At 69.2% G+C, this 21,866-nt stretch carries 20 protein-coding genes and 1 tRNA gene; 19 read left to right on the forward strand and 2 right to left on the reverse strand.

Annotation, left to right across the window (positions count from 1 at the left end):
* The first annotated feature begins 168 nt into the window (after positions 1-168).
* The 6 genes from EV675_RS06740 to EV675_RS06765 all read left to right on the forward strand — a co-directional run bounded on the left by EV675_RS06740 (position 169) and on the right by EV675_RS06765 (position 5,417).
* Positions 169-1,959 (forward strand): tetratricopeptide repeat protein, encoded by a 1,791-nt coding sequence (locus EV675_RS06740; RefSeq protein ID WP_130356548.1) that lies wholly within the window; start codon positions 169-171, stop codon positions 1,957-1,959.
* Positions 1,956-2,549, forward strand: a complete 594-nt coding sequence (locus tag EV675_RS06745; protein WP_242621350.1) for an outer membrane lipoprotein LolB — start codon at positions 1,956-1,958, stop codon at positions 2,547-2,549. The genes EV675_RS06740 and EV675_RS06745 overlap by 4 nt, the downstream gene beginning before the upstream one ends.
* 7 nt (positions 2,550-2,556) lie before the next feature.
* Positions 2,557-3,453, forward strand: a complete 897-nt coding sequence (gene ispE, locus EV675_RS06750; protein WP_130356549.1) for a 4-(cytidine 5'-diphospho)-2-C-methyl-D-erythritol kinase — start codon at positions 2,557-2,559, stop codon at positions 3,451-3,453.
* Between the two features lie 89 nt (positions 3,454-3,542).
* Positions 3,543-3,619: transfer RNA gene (locus tag EV675_RS06755), tRNA-Gln, on the forward strand.
* Positions 3,620-3,737: 118 nt separating this feature from the next.
* Positions 3,738-4,688: a ribose-phosphate pyrophosphokinase gene (locus tag EV675_RS06760; RefSeq protein WP_165404471.1), complete on the forward strand. Its 951-nt coding sequence runs from the start codon at positions 3,738-3,740 to the stop codon at positions 4,686-4,688.
* A gap of 141 nt (positions 4,689-4,829) precedes the next feature.
* The gene (locus EV675_RS06765) at positions 4,830-5,417 is read left to right on the forward strand and encodes a 50S ribosomal protein L25/general stress protein Ctc (RefSeq protein WP_130356550.1); all 588 of its coding nucleotides are present in this window, start codon (positions 4,830-4,832) and stop codon (positions 5,415-5,417) included.
* Positions 5,418-5,479: 62 nt separating this feature from the next.
* Here the strand turns inward: EV675_RS06765 and EV675_RS06770 are convergent, their stop codons facing one another.
* A complete protein-coding gene (locus EV675_RS06770) occupies positions 5,480-6,127 on the reverse strand; it encodes an alpha-ketoglutarate-dependent dioxygenase AlkB (RefSeq protein ID WP_165404472.1) in 648 nt (215 codons plus the stop codon).
* The gene (locus tag EV675_RS06775) at positions 6,124-7,632 is read right to left on the reverse strand and encodes an AlkA N-terminal domain-containing protein (RefSeq protein ID WP_130357936.1); all 1,509 of its coding nucleotides are present in this window, start codon (positions 7,630-7,632) and stop codon (positions 6,124-6,126) included. The genes EV675_RS06770 and EV675_RS06775 overlap by 4 nt, the downstream gene beginning before the upstream one ends.
* A gap of 192 nt (positions 7,633-7,824) precedes the next feature.
* Between EV675_RS06775 and pth the strand changes: the two genes are divergently transcribed.
* From pth to EV675_RS06840, 13 genes are all read left to right on the forward strand, one after another.
* Positions 7,825-8,418, forward strand: coding sequence for an aminoacyl-tRNA hydrolase (pth, locus tag EV675_RS06780; protein WP_130356552.1), 594 nt, complete (start codon positions 7,825-7,827; stop codon positions 8,416-8,418).
* Positions 8,411-9,220, forward strand: a complete 810-nt coding sequence (locus EV675_RS06785) for a CPBP family glutamic-type intramembrane protease (RefSeq protein WP_130356553.1) — start codon at positions 8,411-8,413, stop codon at positions 9,218-9,220. Before pth ends, EV675_RS06785 begins: the two co-directional genes overlap by 8 nt.
* Positions 9,221-9,263: 43 nt before the next feature.
* Positions 9,264-10,061: an SDR family NAD(P)-dependent oxidoreductase gene (locus EV675_RS06790; RefSeq protein WP_130356554.1), complete on the forward strand. Its 798-nt coding sequence runs from the start codon at positions 9,264-9,266 to the stop codon at positions 10,059-10,061.
* A 212-nt stretch (positions 10,062-10,273) separates the two neighbouring features.
* Positions 10,274-11,803, forward strand: coding sequence for an ABC transporter substrate-binding protein (locus EV675_RS06795; protein WP_130356555.1), 1,530 nt, complete (start codon positions 10,274-10,276; stop codon positions 11,801-11,803).
* Positions 11,804-11,848: 45 nt separating this feature from the next.
* Complete coding sequence (locus EV675_RS06800; RefSeq protein WP_130356556.1) at positions 11,849-13,123, forward strand: Rieske 2Fe-2S domain-containing protein; 1,275 nt, start codon at positions 11,849-11,851, stop codon at positions 13,121-13,123.
* A 19-nt stretch (positions 13,124-13,142) separates the two neighbouring features.
* Positions 13,143-14,141 carry a fumarylacetoacetate hydrolase family protein gene (locus EV675_RS06805; RefSeq protein WP_165404473.1) on the forward strand — a complete coding sequence of 333 codons (999 nt, stop codon included), beginning with the start codon at positions 13,143-13,145 and terminating at the stop codon, positions 14,139-14,141.
* Positions 14,142-14,182: 41 nt separating this feature from the next.
* Positions 14,183-14,575, forward strand: coding sequence for a RidA family protein (locus EV675_RS06810; RefSeq protein ID WP_130356558.1), 393 nt, complete (start codon positions 14,183-14,185; stop codon positions 14,573-14,575).
* A gap of 17 nt (positions 14,576-14,592) precedes the next feature.
* Positions 14,593-16,386 (forward strand): gamma-glutamyltransferase family protein, encoded by a 1,794-nt coding sequence (locus EV675_RS06815; protein WP_165404474.1) that lies wholly within the window; start codon positions 14,593-14,595, stop codon positions 16,384-16,386.
* A 37-nt stretch (positions 16,387-16,423) separates the two neighbouring features.
* Positions 16,424-17,368, forward strand: coding sequence for an ABC transporter permease (locus tag EV675_RS06820; protein WP_130356560.1), 945 nt, complete (start codon positions 16,424-16,426; stop codon positions 17,366-17,368).
* Entirely contained in the window at positions 17,338-19,263 is a 1,926-nt protein-coding gene (locus EV675_RS06825; protein ID WP_130356561.1) for a dipeptide/oligopeptide/nickel ABC transporter permease/ATP-binding protein, read from the forward strand. Before EV675_RS06820 ends, EV675_RS06825 begins: the two co-directional genes overlap by 31 nt.
* Positions 19,260-20,162, forward strand: a complete 903-nt coding sequence (locus EV675_RS06830; protein ID WP_130356562.1) for an ABC transporter ATP-binding protein — start codon at positions 19,260-19,262, stop codon at positions 20,160-20,162. The genes EV675_RS06825 and EV675_RS06830 overlap by 4 nt, the downstream gene beginning before the upstream one ends.
* A gap of 16 nt (positions 20,163-20,178) precedes the next feature.
* On the forward strand, positions 20,179-21,261 hold the full coding sequence (locus EV675_RS06835) for a porin (RefSeq protein ID WP_130356563.1): 1,083 nt from the start codon (positions 20,179-20,181) through the stop codon (positions 21,259-21,261).
* Positions 21,262-21,328: 67 nt separating this feature from the next.
* The gene (locus EV675_RS06840; protein WP_130356564.1) at positions 21,329-21,802 is read left to right on the forward strand and encodes a MarR family winged helix-turn-helix transcriptional regulator; all 474 of its coding nucleotides are present in this window, start codon (positions 21,329-21,331) and stop codon (positions 21,800-21,802) included.
* Positions 21,803-21,866: the final 64 nt, after the last annotated feature.

Raw genomic sequence — 21,866 nt, forward strand, 5'->3', positions numbered from 1 at the left:
GGCGTTTGCTGCTTGCGCGCGATGAACTGTTGGCGCGGCCGGCAGTCCGATGAGTAAAGCCTGGGTTCCAGCGTATCCGCGCCTGTCGCCGCCGGCCGTCGGGTAGTAAGCGCAGTGCTAACATCAACGAATATGGACGGCGTCGGCGATACGCCAAGGAATTGTGCCATGTTGTTTAACGCTCATCGTTTGAAGCTGGCGGCCGCATGGGTCGGGCTGGCGACGGCCGTATCGGCCGTGTCCGCCCAGAACGCGCCCCCGGCGTCCGACGAGTTGCTGGTTCCGGGCCTCAGCCTGTCCCCCATGGGGCGCGCGATCGGGCCCAGGGCACTCCCCAACGTCGATCTGTCGGCCGAGATCCTGTTCCAGGTGCTTGCCTCGGAAGTGGCCGCCCAGCGCGGCGCCTTCGGGCCCGCCACCAGCACGACGCTGGACCTGGCCGAGAAAACGCGCGATCCGCGCCTGGCGCGCCGCGCGGTCGAGTTCGCGCTGGCCGGCGGCGACCTGGTGCGCGCGCTCGATGCCGCCCAGGCCTGGGCCGAACTGGACCCGGCCGACGTCGAGGCGCGGCAGACCGCCTTGTCGCTGGCCGCCGCGGCGGGGCGGGTCGAAGGCATGGGGTCGGCGCTGCGGGCCCGCATCGCGGCCGCTCCCGACAAGTCCGTCGCCATCGTCGATGCCCGCCGGGTCGTCGCCCGCCTGGACGACAAGCGCAAGGCGCTGTCCATCCTGGAAGAGGCGCTGACCGACGTACGCAACCTGCCGGAAGCGCATCTGGCCCTGTCGCGCGTCGCCGCGGCGGCCGGCGACAAGCCGCGCGCGCTGCAAGAGGCCCGCGCGGCGCTCGATGCCCAGCCCGATTCCGAAGCGGCCGCCATGCTGGCCTTGCAGATGGGCGTGGAAACCGAGCCCGAGCAGTCGGTGGCGCGGGCGCGCGCCTTCATCGCCACCCATGCGGAATCGCGCAACCTGCGCGTGCTGCTGGCGCGCGCGCTGGCCTCGCTGAAGGACTACGACGGCGCGCGCGACGAGTTGCAGGCCCTGGCGCGCGCCAACCCCGAGGATTTCGAGATCCTGTACATGCAGGGCGTGCTGGCCTACCAGTCGCAGCGCCCCTCGGACGCCGACGGCTATCTCAGGCAATACCTGGACGTGCACGAGCAGCGCACGGCCAAGGGCGCCGCGCCGCTGCCCGAGGCGGACAACGCGCTGTTCCTGCGCGTGCAGATCGCCGAGGACCAGCAGCGCTACGACGATGCCTTCGACCTGCTGGCCAAGGTCGACGATCCCGATGCCGCGCTGCCGGCGCGCCTGCGCCAGGCCGTCCTGCGCGGCAAGCAGGGCCGCGTGGACGACGCCCGCCGCATCCTGGGCCTGATCGACCCGCGCGACGTTCGCGAAGGCAGCCAGGTGGCCCTGACCGAGGCGCAGATCCTGCGCAATGCCGGCGACCGAGACGAGGCGGTCAAGGTGCTCGAGGCGGCCAACCAGCGCTACCCCGATGCGCCCGACCTGATGTACGACCTGGCCATGCTGTACGAGCAGCAGAACCGGATCGACGAGATGGAAAACCGGCTGCGCCGGATCATCGCGATCAAGCCCGACCATGCCCATGCGTACAACGCCCTGGGCTATTCGCTGGCCGACCGCAACGTCAGGCTGCCCGAGGCCAGGCGGCTGATCGAGCGGGCCATGAACCTGGCCCCCGACGATCCCTTCATCATCGACAGCATGGGCTGGGTCCATTACCGCATGGGCGACAACGCCAAGGCGCTGTCCTACCTCGAGCGCGCCTACGAGATCCGGCCCGACGCCGAGATCGCCGTGCACCTGGGCGAGGTGCTGTGGGCTTCGGGCCAGCAGGCCCGCGCGCGCCAGCTGTGGCGCGAGGTCCAGTCCAAGGACCCGTCCAACGCCGCGTTGCGGGGCACCCTGGCGCGCCTCGACGTGACGCTGTGATCCGCCTGCCAAGCCTGGCCCTGGCCCGCGTGGCCGCCGCGGGCGCGCTGGCCGCGATGCTGGCGGCCTGTGCCGTGCCGGTTCCCATCCCCGCGCCCCAGGGCGCGGACGAAAGCCGCTCGCTGTCGCGGGTGGGCCGGTTCGCGCTGCGTATCGAGGAAGCGGGCGGCAAGCAGAACGCGGTGCAGGGCAGCTTCGCCTGGCGCGACGACGGCAGCCGCCTCGCGCTCGACCTCGTGTCGCCGCTGGGCGCGACCCTGGCGCGGGTCGAGGCCGTGCCGGGCGAGGCGCTGCTGCGCGAATCCAACGGCAAGGAAACCCGGGCCGCCGATCCCGACGAACTGGTGGCGGTCGTGCTGGGCAGCGATATCCCGGTATCCGGCCTGCGCGACTGGCTGCACGGCCGCCTGGCGGCCCAGCCGCCCGCCGACGTGGTCGAGCGCGACGAACAAGGCCGTCCGCTGGTGTTCGACCAGGCGGGCTGGCGCGTGACCGCCCGGCAGTACGACGCGCTGGGCCCCACGCGGCTGCAGATGGCGCGCAACGAAGGCGGGCAGGACGTGGACCTGCGCCTGGTCATCAATCCCTAGGGCCGCCATGACCGCCGAATTGCGCGACGTCCCCGCGCCCGCGAAGATCAACCTGTTCCTGCACGTGGTCGGACGCCGCCCCGACGGCTACCACCTGTTGCAGACCGCCTTCCGTTTCATCGACCTCCAGGACACGCTGCATTTCCGCGCCCGCTCGGACGGCCTCATCGTCCGCGCCTACGACCTGCCCGACGTGGCCGAGGATGCCGACCTGGTCGTGCGCGCGGCGCGCGCCCTGCAGCAGGCTACCGGCTGCGCGCAGGGCGCCGAGATCGGCCTGGAGAAGCGGATACCCGCCGGCGGCGGCCTGGGCGGCGGATCCAGCGACGCGGCCACGGTGCTGCTGGCGCTGAACCGCCTGTGGGGCACCGGCCTGTCGCGGCGCGAGCTGATGCGGCTCGCGCTGCCCCTGGGCGCGGACGTGCCCGTGTTCGTGTTCGGCCGCAACGCCTTCGCCGAGGGCGTGGGCGAGGAACTGACCGCGATCGACCTGCCGCCGCGCTGGTACGTCGTGGTCCAGCCGGACGCCAGCGTGCCGACCGCCGACGTATTCCGCGCACCTGAATTGACAAGAGATACGCCACGCGTCAAAATAGCGGACTTTCCTCGGGGAACATTTGAATGTTCCTGCGGGAACGATCTGGAACCCGTCGTTTTTGCCCGCTTTTCGGAAGTGGGGCGGATCGCGGCGGTGCTTGCCCAGGCCCTTGACGGCGCCCGGGTCAGGATGTCCGGATCGGGCGCGTGCCTATTTGTCGAATGCGACACGCAGGCGCAGGCCGATGGCGCGGTGGATAGAATCGCCGCTACAATGCAAGACCAGCCCAGCGGGCTGTCGGCGTTGAGAGTGAACCTGGCATGTGCCGGACTCGATGCGCATCCGCTGCTGGACTGGGCCGCGTAAGCGGCCACCGAATCGAGGGCGTTCCGCCGCAGCCGGACGCCAGCGCAGCAAGTTTCGATGCTCACGCAGTTCCTGCGGGGGCAACGAGTTGGGGAGTCGCCAAGTTGGTTAAGGCACCGGATTTTGATTCCGGCATGCGAGGGTTCGAGTCCTTCCTCCCCAGCCAAAGTCTTTGACCTAAAAGCTGTTGATGCCTGTCAGCGTTTCGCAGGATCAACAGCTTTGTTGTTTTGTCGATCGGCCTCGGTTACAGGTCACCGGGCCACAGCCACGGGCAATGCGTCATGGCGCAAGAAAGCTTCATGATTTTCACGGGGACTGCCAACCCCAAGCTGGCGGCGGACGTCGCGAGTCACCTCGGCATACCACTGGGCAAGATGAGCGTCGGTCGGTTCTCCGACGGCGAAGTCATGGTGGAAATCAACGAGAACGTCCGCGGTAAGGACGTCTTCGTGCTCCAGCCCACCTGTGCACCGACCAACGACAACCTGATGGAAATCATGGTCATGGTCGATGCGCTGCGCAGGGCCTCGGCCGGCCGCATCACCGCCGCGATGCCGTATTTCGGCTACGCCCGGCAGGATCGCCGCCCCCGTTCGGCGCGCGTGGCGATCTCGGCCAAGGTCGTGGCCAACATGCTGCAGGTCGTGGGCGTGGACCGCATCCTGACGATGGACCTGCACGCGGACCAGATCCAGGGGTTCTTCGACATCCCGGTGGACAACATCTACGCCGCGCCCATCCTGCTCAGCGACATCTGGAAGCGCAACCTGTCCAACCTGATGGTGGTCTCGCCCGACGTGGGCGGCGTGGTGCGCGCCCGGGCGCTGGCCAAGCGCCTCGAGGTCGACCTGGCCATCATCGACAAGCGCCGTCCGCGCGCCAACGTGTCCGAGGTGATGAACATCATCGGCGACGTCGAAGGCCGCACCTGCATCATCATGGACGACATGGTCGATACCGCCGGCACGCTGTGCAAGGCGGCCCAGGTCCTCAAGCAGCGCGGCGCGCTGGCCGTCTACGCCTATTGCACGCACGCCGTGCTGTCGGGCGGCGCGGTGGGCCGCATCGCCGAATCCGACCTGGACGAGCTGGTCGTCACCGACACCATCCCCGCCAGCGACGAGGTCCGGGATTGCAGCCGCATCCGCCAGCTGTCGTGCGCGGCCCTGATCGGTGAAACCATGCTGCGTATTTCGCGGGCCGACTCGGTCAGCTCGCTGTTCGTCGAATAAGTTCTGCTCTCGCCGCCCTGCCTCGCGCAGGGCGGCGGGGCGAGCCGGAAGCGCTGGTCGCGGCGCTGCCGGACGGAATGCGATGGTCGCGTTCCGTGCACCGCGAGCGGGCATATCGCCCGCCGCATTTTGGAGAAAACCATGCAATTCAACGCCACTTCGCGTAGCGTCCAGGGTTCGAGTGCGAGCCGCCGCCTGCGCCGCGCCGGCCGTGTTCCCGCCATCGTCTATGGCGGCGACGCAGCGCCCCTGTCGGTCGAGCTCGATCACAACGAGATCTACCATGCCCTGCGCAAGGAAGAGTTCCACTCGTCCATCCTGAGCATGCAGCTCGAAGGCAAGAGCTCGCAAGTCCTGCTGCGCGCCGTCCAATGGCACCCCTACAAGCAGCAAGTGCTGCACGTGGACTTCCAGCGCGTCGCCGCCGGCCAGGCCCTGCACACCAAGGTGCCGCTGCACTTCGTCAACGCCGAAGCCTCGCCCGCCGTCAAGCTCAGCGGCGCGATCATCAACCACGTGTTGACCGAAGTCGAAGTGACCTGCCTGCCGAACGACCTGCCCCAGTTCATCGAAGTGGACCTGGGCAACATCATCGCCGGCGCGTCCATCCACCTGGCCGACGTCAAGGCGCCCAAGGGCGTGACGTTCCCCGGTGCCAGCGACATCGTCATCGCGACCGCCATCGCCAAGCCCGGTGGCGCCGCCGCCGAGGAAACCGCTGCGGAGTAGGTCCACCGCCGCCCTGTCTGAAGAAGCCCCGATCGGTTACGGTCGGGGCTTTTTTTCATTCGTCATGCGCGATCGCGCACGCCTTGCGCCGAGCTCATGAAATTGACGCTGATGCGCGCGCCCGCGATGTCCGGTTCCTTGGGCACGCAATGCACCCAGTCCTGCTGGGATCGTCCTCCCATTACCACCAGGTCTCCGGAGGAGGGCTTGAACGTCATGGAACTGCCGCCCTTGTTCGGCCTGATCAGGAAGCGCCGGGTCGTTCCGAGTGTCAGGACGGGCACGATGTATTCCAGCTTCCGGCAGGAGCGATGGTCGCGGTGCCAGCCGGTACTGTCCTGCCCGTTGCGATAGAGGTTCATCCACAAGCCGTCGTAAGCCACGCCGTAGTGGCTCGAGAGCGCGCGAACGGCTTGCAGGAGATCCTGCTGCGGCACATCGGCAAGGTGTCGGTAGCTTGCCGTCATGCGCGGCTCAAGGAATACCTTGTTGAACATGCGTCGTTCATGCTCGCGCCAGGGAGCGCCGTTGCGCAACTGCTCATAGAGCAGGGATGCCCCCGACATCCAGCCGGGCACGATTTCAATCCAGGAATGATCGTCGAGAGCGAAACGCCTGGCCGTTCCAAAGGATGTATCTATCGAGAAGCGGGCGCTGCGTTCGAACAGATCGCTCTGGGTGGACATCGGGTCCAGGGTGCATGTGTTCATGTCGAGGTGCCGCGTTCCATGGCATGCCAGATGCGCAGCACCGAATAGCCGCGCCAGGGCCGCCATCCTTCGGCGGCTTGTGCGGCGGCGTGGGCGCTGCCGACGCCCAGGGCTTTTTGCAGCGCTACGTCGCCGGCGGGAAAGGCATCGGGCCAGCGCAGGGCGCGCAGCGCGATGTACTGTGCCGTCCAGTCGCCGATGCCGGGCAGGGCCCGCAAATCCGCACAAGTCGCCGCGACGTCCACGCCGGGATGCAAGGCGATGCGGCCGGCCAGCACGGCTTGTGCCAGCGCGTGCAGCGCGGCCTGGCGTTGGCGCGTGATGCCCAGCCGACCCAGCTCATCACCTGTCGCGGCCGCCAGGGCGCCAGGGGTAGGGAAGAGATGGTCCAGGCCCGCGATAGGGGTTTCGATGGGATCGCCAAAAGCCGCAACGAGGCGTTTGCCCAGCGTGCGCGCCGCGGCGACGGTAATCTGCTGGCCCAGCACGGCGCGCACGGCCAGTTCGAATCCATCCAGTGTGCCCGGTACGCGCACGCCGTCGCTGGACGGGAAGGCAGTGTGCAGGGCGGCATGGATGGCGATGGGGTCGGCGTCGAGATCGAGTGCCGCGCGCACGCGGTTGATCAACGTGGGCAAGGCGGCAGCCAGCGAGTCGCTGGCCGTCAGGACGGCCAGGGCGCGATCCTTGTCGAAGCGCACCCGCAGCCAGCCCACGCGGGTCTGCTCGCCCTGCGCGAGGCGCAGCGTACGCGTGTATTCACCATCGGCCACCTGTTCCACGCCGGGTATCGCGCGCAAGCGCAAGAAGTCCAGCATCGCATCCACGTCATAGGGAGGCCGCCAGCCCAGCCGCACGCTGATCCCCTGGCCATCCGGCACGGACCTGGCGCGCCGCAGGGCGCTGGGGTTCAAGCCATAGTGACGCGAGAAGGCGTCGTTGAAACGCCGTACGCTGGCAAACCCGCTGGACAACGCTACCTGGGCCATGGGCAGTCGGGTATCGGCAATCAATTGCTTGGCTGCCAGCAGCCGCCGCGTTTGCTGGTACTGCAGGGGAGAGACACCGAAATGGGCCTCGAAAAGGCGGCGCAGATGGCGATCGCTGACGCCCAGCTTCCGAGCGATTCCGGCCATCAGGCCGCCAACGGATGGCGCCCCGGCCGAGGCCGTGGAGGTCGCGTGTTTCCAGGTATCGGGTTCGTCCATCAGCCGCGCTGCCTGCAAGGCCAGGATACGCGATGCATCTTCCGTGCTCCATGATGCCGCGCGCGGGGCCAGTTCGGGGCGGCAGCGCAGACAGGGCCTGAAACCCGCCGCCTCGGCCTCCGCCGCATGGTGGTAGAAGCGGATGTTTTCACGACGCGGTGTCTTCACGCGACACACCGGACGGCAATAGATCCCCGTGCTGGTTACGGCCGCGAAAAAGGAGCCGTCAAAGCGCGCGTCGCGCGCTTTCAGCGCAAGGTAGCAGGCATCGCTTTCGGGGGCGTCAATGACAGGCATGGGGGCATCGTACATTCCGATCGCTGGCGTGGCTCGCCATTTTCGGACATGTGACCCGTACGTCCTGGCAGTACGCGGCCTGGAAGTCGACATGCGGTATCCGCCGGGCAAATCCGCATCACGGGATCAGCCAGTCACTTTTCATTTGCAGGCTAAGATATCGGGCCTTCCCGAATCCCGCCTTGCATCTCCATGTCCGAACCCATACGCCTCATCGCCGGGCTGGGCAACCCCGGCCCCGACTACGAACGCACCCGCCACAACGCGGGATTCTGGCTGCTGGACCAGATCGCCGACGACTTGCGCGTATCGTTCACGAACGAGAAGCCCTTCTTCGGCCACGTGGCCAAGGCCCGTTTCGAAGGGGCGGCCATCCTGCTGGTCAAGCCCATGACCTACATGAACCGTTCCGGTCAGGCGGTGGGCGCGCTGGCGCGTTTCTACAAGCTGGCTCCCGAGCAGATCCTGGTGGCGCACGACGAACTCGACCTGCTGCCCGGGCAGGCCAAGCTCAAGCAGGGCGGCAGCCATGCGGGGCACAACGGCCTGAAGGACATCCAGGCGGCGCTGGGGTCGCAGGCATTCTGGCGGCTGCGGCTGGGGATCGGGCATCCGCGTTCGCTGGGGCTGGCGCAGCAGGTGGTGGACTTCGTGCTGCACCCGCCGCGCAAGGAGGAACAGGCCCGCATAGACGAGACCCTGGACCGGTCGCGCGCCATCATTCCCGCCGTGCTCCGGGGCGAGTTCGAGCAGGCCATACAGCAGTTGCACAGCGGCAATGCCTGAGGCCCGCCTGCCTTGCGCGGCCGGGGCGGCGCCGGGGCGGGGCAGGCCGGCCTTTCGCCAGGAGTTCGCGGATTTCCTGGCCTTCGTCAGGCGGCCGCGGCTGGGGCCGCGCATGCCGCGCGGATGGCACGGCGGCCAGGCCGGCGCGCCGCGCCATGGTTCACAGGAATGGCTGGGCGGCTTGGGCGGACCGCACCTGCTGAGCTGGGTGCTGGTGCTGTGGGGCATCAACCTGCTGGTGCTGGGCCCCCTGGCGGCATCGGTTGCGACGGCCTCGGGGGCCGAACGCAGGCTGGACGCGCTGCATCTGTCGTGGTTCCACGTCGTCCTCTGGGCGCCGGTGATCGAGGAAATGGTTTTCCGCTACGGGCTGCGGCGGCCCGCTCCGGCGCTCTGGCTGCTGCCCGTGCTGGTTTCCGCCATGCTGATGCGGCCCAGCCTGGCTGCGGGCGCGAGCGTGGCGCTGGCCTGCGGCGCGATCGCCGCCGTGCTGGCGTGGCGCGGCCATCGCTGGCCATGGAAATGGCTGCGGCGCTACGTCGGGGCCTTCCCGCTCGTCTTTCATCTGGCCACGCTGGCGTTTGCGTTCCTGCACCTGGCCAATTTCCGGCTGGGCGAGAGCGGCTGGCTGCTGCTGCCGCTGCTGGTCCTGCCGCAATGGGCTTGCGGCCTCGTGCTGGGCTGGATGCGCGTGCGCTTCGGCATAGGCGCCTCGATCGCGCTGCACGCCTGTTTCAACGCGGGGCCGATGGCCTTGCTGTGGATCCTGCAAAACCATGCGCCCGACCTCTTGGATGGATAATGGCCCTTTCCGCAACGATCACGAACCCGCAACAGGACCCGACATGAAGCAAGCTCCCACGCTGTCGTTCGACGGCTCCGTCGTCTTGGTCACCGGTGCCAGCAAGGGCATAGGCCTGGCCTGCGCGCGCGCCTTCGCGCGGGCGGGGGCGGTGGTGGCGGGCGTGTCGCGCAGCCAGGAGAACCTGGACGCCGCGCGGCGGACCTTGCAGGCCGAGGGCCTGGACATGCGGGTCCAGGCCGCCGACCTGTCGGATCCGGCGGCGGCGCAGGCGGCGGTGGACTGGGCCGAGCGCGAGTGCGGCCCCATCGCGGTGCTGGTGAATTCGGCGGGCGCGGCGCGCCGGTACGCGCCCGAGCAACTGGGGCCCGAGGCGTTCCGGCAGACCATGGACGCCAAGTACTTCAGCTACATGCACATCCAGGATCCCGTCGCCAAGCTGATGGCGGGCCGGGGGCGCGGCAGCATCGTCAACATCGTCGGTCAGGGCGGAAAGTCGCCCGGCATCTTCCACATCGGCGGCGGGGCCGCCAACGCGGCGCTCATGCTCGCCACGGTGGGCTATGCCCAGGCCTATGCCGGCCGCGGCGTGCGCGTGAACGCGATCAATCCCGGCATGACCCGGACCAACCGCGTCGAGGAAGGGCTGGCCGTGGCGGCGCAGTCCAGCGGCCGGCCGCGCGAAGAGGTGCTGGCCGAACAGGTTGCGGGCATTCCCATGGGCCGGCTCGCGCAGCCCGAGGAAATCGCCAACGTCGCGCTGTTCCTGGCCTCCGATCTCGCCAGCTACGTCACCGGTGCCGTCATCCCGATGGACGGCTGCGCCTCGCCTTTCATCTGAGCCGGGCCGCGAGCGCGCGGCGCCTGGTTTTCCCCTTTCTCCTCCTGCAACGATTCCTAGGACCATCCCTAGGTACGGGTGAATTCTGTTGCCATTCCTCGATGGCTTGCTTAAATTAACGCTTGCAAGTGCAAGCATTAACTAATGCAAAGATTGCTGCTGCAATAAATAAAGGCCGAAGCGAAGACCCGGCCGTCGAGGAGACAGTGTCCATGGTTGCTTTTTCTCAAGCCCGCCGCCTGGCGCATTCCACCTTGTGGGCCGGCATCCTGCTGGTCGCGCAGGGGGCCACCGGAGGGCCCTTGCTGGCGGCGCCGCAGGTCCGCATGGCCTCGGGCGTGGGCATGAGCACCTTCGATCCCGTGCGCGCGACGCCGCAGACGGTCGATTACCTTCGGCCGGTCTACGACACCCTGGTCACGCGCCTGGGCATAGACCGCTTCGAGCCCTGTCTGGCCACGGCATGGGAGTTCTCCGACGGCAATCGCAAGCTGGCGCTGACGCTGCGCGACGGCGTGCGCTTCTCGGACGGCACGCGCTTCGACGCGGAGGCGGTCAAGGCCAACCTGGAACGGGGCCGCCGCATCGAGGGCAGTCCGTGGGCGGCGGTCTACCGGAACATCGAACGCGTCACGGTCGCGGGGTCGGGCCGGGTCGAGTTGCAGCTCGTCGAACCCAACCCCGCGCTGCTCGAATCGCTGGCGAACATGCCCGGCATGATGGTCAGCCCGAAGGCGTTCCAGGATGAGACCGCCCTGGCCCGCCAGCCGGTCGGCACCGGCGGATGGCTGCTGGATGGGCAGCGCAGCGTGCATGGGACGCAATATGTATTCGCGCGCAACAAGGACTACTGGAACCCGGCGGCACAGCGCGTCGACACCGTGGTCATCCAGCAGATGACCGAGTCGGCCGCGCGCGTCAATGCGCTGCGCAGCGGCCAGCTCGACGTGGCGGCGGTGCCGCAGGACCAGGCCGCCGCGCTGGAGAAGCTGGGCTTTCGCATCGCGGCGGCGAACCGGGTGCACTATCTGATGGCCGTCTGGGATGCGGGCGGCAGCGTGGTCAAGCCGCTGGCCGACGTGCGCGTCCGGCGGGCCATGAGCCTGGCCATCGATCGTCAGGCCGTGCTCAAGGTCATCTTCGGCGGCCGGGGAACGGCAGCCCTGAATTTCTTTCCCGAAGGCACGGCGGGGCATGATCCCGCGCTGGACCGGACGCCCTCGTACGACCCGGCGAAGGCGCGCCAGCTTCTGCGCGAGGCGGGCGTGGACGGCTTCGCGGTGGACGCGGTGGTGCAGACCAACAATGCGCGCTTCGCCGCGGCCGTCGCGGGCGAACTGGCCAAGGTCGGCATCAAGGTGAACCTGAAGACCATGCCCGACACGGGATCGTTCCAGGCCGCGGTCCAGCATCGCCAGTCGCCGCTGGGCATCTTTGCCCACCAGACGGCGATGCCCGAAACGCTCTACGCCTCGCTGCTGTCTCCCAGCGGCCGATACAACCCCTTCGGCCTGAAGTACGCCGAACTGGAAAGTCTGGCCAAGGACGCCGCGCGCCAGCCGCCTTCCGAGGCCGGCCGCCTGTACGGCGCGCTGTTCGGCCGGATGATCGCCACCGAGGCCGTGGTCTTTCCCGTCGTCCACGCGGACATCGTCGCCGCCGTGCGCCGGGGCATCGATACGGGTCCGCAGACCTTCGCGTCGGCGGGGCTGCCGGACCCCCGGAACATCGTCGTCAAGTAGGACGACGCACCGCTTCATCGCCTATACACAAGGAAGCTCAGCATCATGACGTCGCGCATCACCCGCACCCGCAACAACACCGCGCAGGAAAGCCTGATCCTGAACCAGACCGGCAAGGGCACGCCCATGGGCGAACTGCTGCGCCGCTACTGGTGGCCGGTCGGCATCTCCGCCGACCTGAACGACAAGCCCACGCTGGTCAAGCTGCTGGGTGAAGAACTGGTGCTCTATCGCGACCAGCAGGGCCGCCTGGGACTGGTCGGGTCGCGCTGTCCGCACCGCCGCGCCAATCTCTGTTTCGGCAACGTCGCGCACGATGGCATCCGATGCCGCTATCACGGCTGGCTGATGGATGCCGAAGGCCGGGTCAAGGCCACGCCGGGCGAGCCGGACAAGTCCTTCAAGGACTCGGTGCGGCATCCTGCCTATCCGGTCCAGGAACTGGGCGGCATCGTCTTCGCCTACCTCGGCCCTCGGCCCGCGCCGGCCTTGCCGCCGTTCAACTTCCTGGTCGATCCGGGCGAGCGCGTCGTGAAGGTCACCGGCTATGCCGAATGCAACTGGATGCCGACCATCGAGAACGCGATGGATCCGCTGCATCTGAGCTTCACCCATGCACCGTCGTTCAAGGACCTGCGCGCAGAGCCCGAGGTCTGGTTCGAAGAGCACGATCTGGGTGTGGCCTATGTGTCGGCGCGGCCGGTGCCGGGCAAGGACGGCCGCTTCGGCATACGGGTCCACAACCTGCTGCTGCCGGCCATCAGCCATAGCGGCAACACGGACCGCTGGATCTCCGGCGCCGCGGGCAGCGACGATCCGCCCATCACCGCGCGCTGGGCGGTGCCGGTGGACGATACCCACACCCTGATGTTCCGCATCATGTACAAACCCGCGGGCCATGCCGGCGACTGGCGCGAGTGCGCGGACGACGAGCGCTGGGACCTGCCGTGGGTGGCCACGCGCGCCGAGCCGTACCAGGAGTACCGCGAGGCGCCTTCGCAGGACGCCGTCAGGCTCGGGCACACGGTGCCGCCGGGCGCATCGCGCGAGGACGCGACCATCGTCGAAAGCATAGGCGCCGTCATCGACCACGAGAACGAGAATCTGCTGCCCACGGCCGACCACGGGCTCGCGATGATCCGCCAGCTCTACCTGGACGCCGCGATGAGCGTGCAGGAAGGCGGGGATCCTCCGGGCACCTTCCGCGACCTGGCTCCGGATACGGTGGTCAAGCCGCGCACCGGCGAGCGCATGGTCGATGCGCAAGAATACGCGCGGCTGCTGGAGCAGAAGTCCGTGGCCGCCAGCCTGGTTTCGTGAAGGCCACGCGATGCGGCTGGTGAGCTTTCTCGCACCCGACGGGCCGGCCCGGCTGGGGGTGCTGCTGGGCGCCGAACCCGACGCGCCGGTGCTGGACCTGGCCCGCACGCGGGCCTGGTCGGGCGCCGCGCGGGACCAGGGCGGCGATGCTGCCGCCGAGGCGGGCGACATGGCGGCCTTCCTCGCCCAGGGCCAACCGGCCCTGGACGGTGCGCGCGCCGCGCTGGACCGGGCGTGCGGGTGCTGGGCCGATCCCGCCGCGCGCCAGCCGCTGCTGGACGGCAAGGTCGTGCTGCCGCGCAACGCTGTGCGCTTCCTGCCTGTGGTGCGGCGTCCGGGCAAGGTCGTATGCGTGGGGTTGAACTTCGCCTCGCACATCGCCGAGGCCCGGGCCGCGGGCCAGCCGGTACCCGAGGCGCCCGCCGAGCCGCTGGGCTTCGGCAAGGTAGCCAGCGCCCTGGCGGGACACGGCGCCTCCATCGTGCTGCCCCGGCATGGCAGCCAGCTCGACTACGAGGTCGAGCTGGCGTTCGTGATCGGCCGGCGCTGCGCCGATGTGGCGCCCGAGGCCTTCGCGGAACACGTGGCGGGGCTGACCATCGCCGTGGACTACAGCCTGAGGGACTTGCTGTTCCGCTCGGGCGGAAATCCTTTCCTGGCCAAGAACTTCGACGGTTTCTGCCCCCTGGGGCCCGCGCTGGTGACCCTGGACGAACTGGGCGATCCCGACGACCGCGAACTGCGCCTGTGGGTCAACGGCGAACTGCGGCAGCGGGAGTCGATGCGCGCGGCGCTGTTCAGCTGCGCGCGGATCCTGTCGTACTGGTCGGCCCGCTACACCTTCGAGCCGGGCGACGTGATCACCGCGGGAACGCCGGCGGGCGTGGGCATCTTCAGCCGCGATCCGGCGTCCTGGCTGCTCAAGCCCGGCGACGTGGTGCGGGCCGAAATAGACGGACTCGGCATGCTCGAGACCACCATCGTGGCGGACGGGCGCGGGTCCGACGCGGTTTCCTGAACGCTTCATCCGCGCAAGCCATCCATACAGAGAACAACGACATGCAAAAAGAAAGACTGAAGATCGATTCCATTCCTACGCTGGGCCTGGCGCTGTCCGTCGGCGTCAAGGCCGGCCGCCTGGTGTTCTGCAGCGGCATGGCCCCGCTGGATGCCGAAGGCAACCTGGTGGGCGTGGGCGACATCGCGCGCCAGACCGAACAGACCCTGGACAACCTGGAGAAGGTCCTGGCCGCCGGCGGCGCGGGTTTCGAGGACGTGGTCAAGACCACGGTGTTCGTCACCGACGCGCGCCATTTCCAGACGGTCAACGACATCTATGCGCGCCGTTTCGGCAAGGCGCCGCCAGCGCGCTCGACCGTGCAGGTGGGCATGATGCACCCCGATCTGATGATAGAGATCGAGGCCATCGCGGTGGTCGAGGACGCGGCCTGACGCGACGGATGCCCATCATGCCGATCTCTTTCCGTCCCGACGACAGGCCGCGCATCTCCAGCGCCGACGAGCGCCGCCCGCCCGCCATCGTCGCGCGCCACACCCGGCCCGCGGTGCGCGGCCTGCGCTGCGTCATCAGCAGCACCCACGATCTGGCGACGCTGGCCGGGCAGCGCGTCGCCGTGCGGGGCGGGAATGCCATCGACGCGGGCGTGGCCGCCGGCATCGCGCTGGCGGTGCTGGAACCGCACATGTGCAATTTCGGCGGCGTGGCGCCCATCATGGTCATGCGGCCGGGCATGGCCGCGCCGGAAACCGTGGACGGCGTCGGCACCTGGCCGGCGGACATCGCGCTGGATGACTACAGGCAATGGTTCGGCGGCGACATGCCCATCGGATTGGAGCGTTCGGTGGTGCCGGGCGCTCCGGCCTCGTGGCTGACCGCGCTTGCCCGCCACGGCCGCCTGACGCTGGCCGAGGTGCTGGAGCCGGCCATGGAGTTGTGCGTGGATGGCTTCGCCGTGTATCCGGGCCTGGCTTCGTTCGTCCATCATTTCGCCGAACGGCTGCGCGGGTGGCCGGCGTCGGCGGCGCAGTGGTTGCCGCAGGGCGGTCCGCCGCGCGTTGGCCAGCGCATGGTCCAGCCGGACCTGGGCCGGCTGCTGGGCACGCTCGCGGATGCCGAGCGTGCCGCCTTGGCCACCGGAGCATCGCGGGAAGACGCGATCCAGGCCGCCATCGACGCCTTCTACCGGGGCGAGGTCGCCGAGCGCATCGCGGCCTTCGTCGCCGAGCAGGGCTGGCACCTGACGCGCGCGGACCTGGCGGGCTGGCGGCCGACCATCGAGACCGCGCCGTCGGTCCGTTACCGGGGCGCCGACGTGCATTTCTGCGGACCCTGGACCCAGGGGCCGATGATAGGGCTGGCCCTGAACATCCTGGAAGGCTACGACCTGGCGGCGATGGGGGGCGGCTCGGCGGATTTCCATCACCTGTTCTGCGAGGCCATCAAGCTGGCGGCCGCCGATCGCGAAGGTTTCCTTGGCGACCCCCGACACGTGGACGTGCCCATGCGGGGGCTGCTGGACAAGGCCTACGCCGACGAGCGGCGGCGGCTGATCCGGCTGGACCGGGCCAACCCCGGGCTGCCGCCGCCCGGGGCGCCCTGGCGCCACGAGGGCCGCGCCGGCCGCGAAGGATACGTGCCCGCGCCCGCCGGCGGCGTCGCGCCGCCCGACACCTCGTACGTCTGTGCGATGGACGCCGAGGGCAACGCGTTCTCGGCCACGCCCTCGGACCACGCCATGGGATCGCCGCTGGTGCCGGGCCTGGGCATCGTGGTGTCGCATCGCGGCGCCCAGCTGTGGCTGGATCCGGCGCATCCGTCGGCGATGGCGCCCGGCAAGCGTCCGCGCCTGACTCCCAATCCCGCGATGCTGGTGCGCGATGGCAGGGCGGAAATGGCGTTCGGCAGTCCGGGCGAAGACGCGCAGACCCAGGCCATGGTGCAGATGCTTTGCCAGCATCTGGATTTCGGGCTGGACCTGCAATCGGCGATCGAGGCGCCGCGGGTGGCGAGCCAGGGCTTTCCCAGTTCCTTCCACCCGCACGTGTTCCGTCCGGGTGCGATGCTGGCCGAGGAAACGCTGGGAGCCGCCGCGCTGGAGGAGCTGTCCCGGCGCGGCCATCGCGTGCAGGCCATTCCCCGCTTCAGCTACGGCGTGGGCGCGCTGTGCGCGGTGCAGTCCGGCGCCGAGGGGCTGCTGGGCGCCGCCGATCCGCGCCGCGACTGCCTGGCACTGGCGTGGTGAGCGTGGACGCGCGCGTACCGGACCAACAGGAGAAACGATGATCTCCGTATTGATCGAGAAAGCGGTGGGAGCGGTCGCGCTGCTCGTCATCGTGTCGCTGATGGCCTTCGGCCTGAGCGCGCTGTCGCCGCGCCATCCCGAGGTGCACCGGCTGGGGGCGGACGCCCCCGAGTCGGCCGTACGCGAGGTCCGGCACGAGCTGGGGCTGGACCGCCCGCTGGCGGCGCAGTTCGTCGAATGGGCGGGCGGCGCCGTGCGAGGTGATCTGGGACGTTCCTACGTGTCGGATACGTCCGTGGCGGAAGAGATCGCCGTGCGTGCGCCCCGCACCTTGTCCATGGTGGCGTTGGCGATCGCGATCGCCTGTGCGCTGGGCCTGGCCCTGGGCGTGTCGTCGGCGCTGGCGAGACGCCCCGCCACACGGCGCTGCCTCGCGGTGTTCACCGGGCTGGTGCAGGCGGTGCCGGGCTTCTGGCTGGGCATTCTGCTGGTGACCCTGTTCGCGCTGCAACTCGGCTGGCTGCCGGCTACCGGCTACGTGCCGGCGTCGGTGTCGGTACAGGGCTGGCTGCAATCCATCCTGCTGCCGTCGATCGCGCTGGGCCTGCCATCCACCGCGGCCATCGCCCGCCAGCTGCGGGGGGCGCTGGCCGGTGAACTGGGCGAGGACTACGTCCGCAACGCCGTCGCGCAAGGCTTCGACCGGATGCACATCGTGCTGCGGCACGCGCTGCGCAATGCGATGGGGCCGGCGATCACCATCATCGGCTTCCAGGTGGTGGTCAAGCTCAGCACCGTGGTGGTGGTAGAGCGGGTTTTCGCCATCGACGGCCTGGGGACCCTGGCGCTGGACGCGGTCTTCCGCGGCGATACGCCCGTCCTGCTCGGCTGCGTGATGACGTTCGCGCTGATCGTCGTCGTCGTGAATCTTTTCGTGGACCTGGCCTACACATGGATCAATCCGAGAACGCGGGCCGCATGATGGCCGCCATGGTGCGTCTGCCGAGGTGGCTGGGCCTGGACGCCGCCAGCCGGCGCCTGGTGCCGTCCGGCCTGCGGTGGCCGGTGCTGCTGTTCGCGGTGCTGGTCGCCTGTGCCCTGATCGGGCCATGGCTGGCGCCGCACGACCCGGACGCGCAGGACCTGCTGGCCAGTCTGGCCGGTCCATCGGCCGGGCACTGGCTGGGTACCGACGAGCAGGGCCGCGACGTCCTGAGCCGGCTGCTGTACGGCCTGCGCGTCGACCTGCTGGCGGCGCTGCTCGCCGTGGGCTGCGGGGCGGCGTTGGGCGTGCCCGCGGGCACGCTGATCGGCTTCGTCGGCGGACGCTTCGACCGGTTCTGCATGTGGCTGGTCAACGCCGCGCTGTCACTGCCGCCCATCGTGCTGATCCTGGCGGTGGTCGCGGTGTTGGGCCGGGGGCTCTACGGCTCCATGGTCGCCCTGGGCCTGGTGCTGTCGCTGGCCTTCATCCGCCTGGTGCGGGGACAGGTGCTGATGCTGCGGCGGGCGCCGCACGTGCAGGCGGCCCGCCTGGGCGGCGTGTCGCGCTTGCGGCTGCTGGTGTTCCACGTATTGCCGGGCGTGTATCCGGCCATCGTGATCCAGGTCGGCCTTTTCCTGCCGGTGGCGCTGCTGGTCGAGGCTTCGCTCAGCTACCTGGGGTTGAGCGTACAGCCTCCGCAGTCCAGCCTGGGCAGCATGCTGCAGGCCGCGCAGTCGGCGTCGCTGACCGCGCCCTGGCAGGTGCTGCCGCCAGGCGTTGCGCTGGTCGTGGTGGCGCTGGTGCTCAATGCGCTGGCCGACGCCGTGAGCGACCGGCTGCGGCCCCGGACGATGGCCGGCGGCCTGCTGGAGTCGGCGCGCGGCAGGGGCCGGCCCGCGCGGCCCGCGCAGGATGCCGGGCAGGTTCCGCTGCGTGTCGAAGGCCTGCGCGTGATGGTGGCGGATCCGGCCACCGGGCCGAGGCTGGCCGTGCGCGACGTGGACCTGCGCGTGGGGCGGGGCGAGATCGTCGCCATCGTCGGCGAATCGGGATCGGGCAAGAGCCTGACGGCCATGTCGCTGCTCGGCCTGATGCCGGTGGGGGCGCACGTGGCGGGTGGCAGCGTGCTGCTGGCCGGCAGGCAGATGGTGGGAGCGGGAGCGGCGCAACTGCGGCAGGCGCGCGCGCACGAGATCGGCGTCATCTTCCAGGACCCGCACAGTTGCCTGAATCCCGTGCACACCATCGGCAGCCAGTTGATCGAGCCCATGGTGCGCCTGAAGGGATGGCCGCGCGCCGAGGCGCGCGAACGCGCCCTCGCGCTGTTGGCCGAGGTCGGCGTGACCGAACCCGGCAGACGCCTGGACCAGTATCCGCACGAGCTGTCCGGCGGTATCGCGCAGCGCGTCATGATCGCCATGGCCTTGTCGCGCGAACCCCGGTTGCTGGTGGCCGACGAGGCGACCAGCGCGCTCGACACCACCGTGCAGGCGCAGGTACTGGAACTGCTGGCCCGCCTGCGGCGCGAGCGGCGCCTGTCCATCCTGCTCATCACGCACAGCATGGGCGTCGTCAGCCACGTCGCGGACCGGGTGGTCGTGATGTACGGCGGCGAGGTCGTGGAGACGGGACCGGTCGGGCAGGTCGTGCAACACCCCGCCCATCCCTACACGCGGGCGCTGCTCGAAGCGGTGCCGCGCAACACCGCACGACGGGGCGAGCTGGCGGGCCTGCCGGGGAACGTGCCCCGGCCCGGCGCGGAGTTTCCGGGCTGTCGTTTCGCGTCCCGCTGTCCGCGCGTCGTGGCGGCGTGCACCGAGCATCCCGTCCCCCTGCTGGCCAGCGGCGATGGCCTGGCACGGTGCGTGCGCATTCCTGGAGACATGGCATGAACCAGCCCTTGATCGAGATCAGCGGGCTCGCGATCGACTATCCGGGGCGCCGCCGCCTGGGCGGCCCCCGCGAGCGGGTACGCGTCGTCGAGGGGGTGGACCTGAGCCTGGACGCGGGACAGACCCTGGGCCTGGTGGGCGAATCCGGGTCGGGCAAGAGCAGCATCGGCCAGACCCTGCTGGGCGCCGTGCCGCCCGCCGCGGGCCGGATCCGCGTCGCGCAATGGGACGTGGGAGCTCTGCGTCATCGTGACTTGCCCGCTTATCGCCGCACCGTGCAGATGGTCTGGCAGAACCCCTATGCCTCGCTGACGCCGACCTTGCCCGTGGGCGAGCAGATCGGCGAGCCCCTGCGCGCCGATCCGGACATGGACGCGGCGGCACGGAGCCGGCGCGTCGCCCGGCTGCTGGAACAGGTGGGCCTGCGCCCGGCCGACGCGGACAAGCTGCCCCACCAGTTCTCGGGCGGCCAGCGCCAGCGTGTCGCCATCGCCCGCGCGCTGGCGCCGTCGCCCCGGCTGATCGTGCTGGACGAGCCGGTCAGCGCGCTGGACGTGATCACCCAGGCCCAGATACTGCGCCTGCTGGAAGCGGTGCAGCGCGAGACGCGGGTGGCCTACCTGCTGATCTCGCACGACATCGGCGTGGTGCGCTACCTGTCGGACCGTGTCGCGGTGCTCAGGCGCGGCTGCCTGGTCGAGAGCGGCGACGCGGACCAGGTGTGCGAGCGTCCGGCCCATGCCTACACCAGGGAATTGATCGGATCCATTCTCGAGCCCGGGCCGCTCGAACCGCCGGCGGACGAGATGTCCGCCAGCACACCGTCTCGCCTGGGCCCGTCATGGGGCGGGACACCTGCACAAGGACCGGTCCGCCCGCGCGGCGAGTGTCCACGATAACGAGGGGGGAACATCCATGAAGCATTGCAGCGCGCTGTGGCTGGCAGCGGGACTGTGCGCCGCGCCGGCGTTTGGCCAAAGCAGCGTCGTCATCTACGGTACCGTGGATGCCGGGGTACAGGTGGTCGACGACATCGGCGGACGCAGCCGGTGGTCGCTGGGTTCCGGCGCCATGCAACCCGAGCGCTTCGGTCTGCGCGGCGTCGAGGACATGGGGAACGGGCTCAAGGCGGACTTCAGGCTCGAAACCGGCATCCTGACCAAGAGCGGACAACAAGTGGTGGCCGAGCGCCTGTTCAACCGCGAAGCCAGCCTGGGGTTGAACGGCGGCTTCGGGTCTTTCCGCATGGGGCGGATGCCGGACCTGATGTACGAGTTCATTCCCAAGTACCTGAGCCCGCCTGCCTTGACCGCCATCGTCGCCAAGCACCCCGGCAACTGGGACAACTACGCCAGCCAGTATCAGTTCGGCAATTCCGTCATGTATACGACGCCGGATTTCGGCGGGTTCAAGGCGGCCGCGCAGTATGGCTTCGGCGAAGTGCCGGGCGATTCGCGCCGTAACCGCAACCTGAGCGTGGGCGCGACCTACACCGCCGGACCCTGGCGGACCGCGCTGGTGGCTTCGGAACATCGCAACCGGCCCGTCGATATCGCGGGCCGCATGGGAGTCACGCAGGCCTTCGGCGTCACGCTGACCCCAGGCGTCGCCGTGTCGACCGACTCGGTGCGCAACGTCGCGATCGGCACGTCGTGGCGGGGGACGTCGACCATCGTCGGCGTCGCGTACTCGCGCACCCGCATGTCCGCGCTGGGCGGGGATGCCACCCAGCACAACGTCGACATCGGCGGCGGCTGGACCTACGCGCCGTCGCAGACCGTCCAGGCCACGTTCACGCATTCGCGGTTCGAGGGCGCGCGCTGGAACCAGTTGAAGCTCGTGGGCATCTACGGGTTCTCCAAGCGCACCAGCGCCTACCTGCTCGGCCAGTACCAGCGGGCCGCCGGCGACGCGAAATTCGCCGCCATGCAGGACATAGGCGTGGCCTCCGGCCGTTCACAGACCATGTTGACGGCAGGCATAATCCATTCCTTCTGATCCGCCCGGGGGCCGGCGCGCAGCCGGCCCGCACGCATCATCGATCAACAGACGCGAGTATCCCTACATGTCGTCCGACCCCCGTGCGTTTCCGTCGCAATCGACTGTCCATCTCCAGATCGCGCGGACCTACGCGGCCTGCATCTCGGCCTTCGAGCAATACACCGACATCCATATCGTCCGCTGGCGTGTGCTGTTCATGCTGTACAACCGCGGCGAATCCACCCAGAAGGAACTGGCCGAACACACCGGACTGGATGGCTGGTCCATCACCCGTGCCGTCAAGCCCATGGAGGAAGAGGGCTTCATCGAGCGCGAACTGGTGCGGTCCGACAACCGGCTGACCCTGGTCAAGCTCACGGCCGCCGGCCGCGCCCTGTACAAGCGGCTGGAAAAACGGCGCGAAGCCTTCCTGCGCCATGCGCTGCACGGGATGGGGCCGGACGAGGTCGAACTGATGGAGCGTCTCCTGGCCCGGGTCGAGTCCAACCTGGCCGATCCTGAACTGGCGGCGGCGTTCAAGCCGGATCCCGCCGCCTGACGGGCATGGCGCATTCATGAATTCCTGATATCAATCTATAGGAACAATTCAATTCCGAAAAAGA

The organism is Pigmentiphaga kullae (assembly GCF_004216695.1).
Lineage (GTDB): Bacteria > Pseudomonadota > Gammaproteobacteria > Burkholderiales > Burkholderiaceae_B > Pigmentiphaga > Pigmentiphaga kullae.

Coding starts and splice junctions, on each gene's coding strand:
- EV675_RS06765 (WP_130356550.1), top strand. CDS start 4,830: ATGCAATTCAACGCCACTTCGCGTAGCGTCCAGGGTTCGAGTGCGAGC.
- EV675_RS06775 (WP_130357936.1), bottom strand. CDS start 7,632: ATGCCTGTCATTGACGCCCCCGAAAGCGATGCCTGCTACCTTGCGCTG.
- EV675_RS06795 (WP_130356555.1), top strand. CDS start 10,274: ATGGTTGCTTTTTCTCAAGCCCGCCGCCTGGCGCATTCCACCTTGTGG.
- EV675_RS06825 (WP_130356561.1), top strand. CDS start 17,338: ATGGATCAATCCGAGAACGCGGGCCGCATGATGGCCGCCATGGTGCGT.
- EV675_RS06830 (WP_130356562.1), top strand. CDS start 19,260: ATGAACCAGCCCTTGATCGAGATCAGCGGGCTCGCGATCGACTATCCG.
- EV675_RS06810 (WP_130356558.1), top strand. CDS start 14,183: ATGCAAAAAGAAAGACTGAAGATCGATTCCATTCCTACGCTGGGCCTG.
- ispE (WP_130356549.1), top strand. CDS start 2,557: ATGACCGCCGAATTGCGCGACGTCCCCGCGCCCGCGAAGATCAACCTG.
- pth (WP_130356552.1), top strand. CDS start 7,825: ATGTCCGAACCCATACGCCTCATCGCCGGGCTGGGCAACCCCGGCCCC.
- EV675_RS06760 (WP_165404471.1), top strand. CDS start 3,738: ATGGCGCAAGAAAGCTTCATGATTTTCACGGGGACTGCCAACCCCAAG.
- EV675_RS06815 (WP_165404474.1), top strand. CDS start 14,593: ATGCCGATCTCTTTCCGTCCCGACGACAGGCCGCGCATCTCCAGCGCC.
- EV675_RS06740 (WP_130356548.1), top strand. CDS start 169: ATGTTGTTTAACGCTCATCGTTTGAAGCTGGCGGCCGCATGGGTCGGG.
- EV675_RS06840 (WP_130356564.1), top strand. CDS start 21,329: ATGTCGTCCGACCCCCGTGCGTTTCCGTCGCAATCGACTGTCCATCTC.
- EV675_RS06820 (WP_130356560.1), top strand. CDS start 16,424: ATGATCTCCGTATTGATCGAGAAAGCGGTGGGAGCGGTCGCGCTGCTC.
- EV675_RS06800 (WP_130356556.1), top strand. CDS start 11,849: ATGACGTCGCGCATCACCCGCACCCGCAACAACACCGCGCAGGAAAGC.
- EV675_RS06835 (WP_130356563.1), top strand. CDS start 20,179: ATGAAGCATTGCAGCGCGCTGTGGCTGGCAGCGGGACTGTGCGCCGCG.
- EV675_RS06785 (WP_130356553.1), top strand. CDS start 8,411: ATGCCTGAGGCCCGCCTGCCTTGCGCGGCCGGGGCGGCGCCGGGGCGG.
- EV675_RS06770 (WP_165404472.1), bottom strand. CDS start 6,127: ATGAACACATGCACCCTGGACCCGATGTCCACCCAGAGCGATCTGTTC.
- EV675_RS06790 (WP_130356554.1), top strand. CDS start 9,264: ATGAAGCAAGCTCCCACGCTGTCGTTCGACGGCTCCGTCGTCTTGGTC.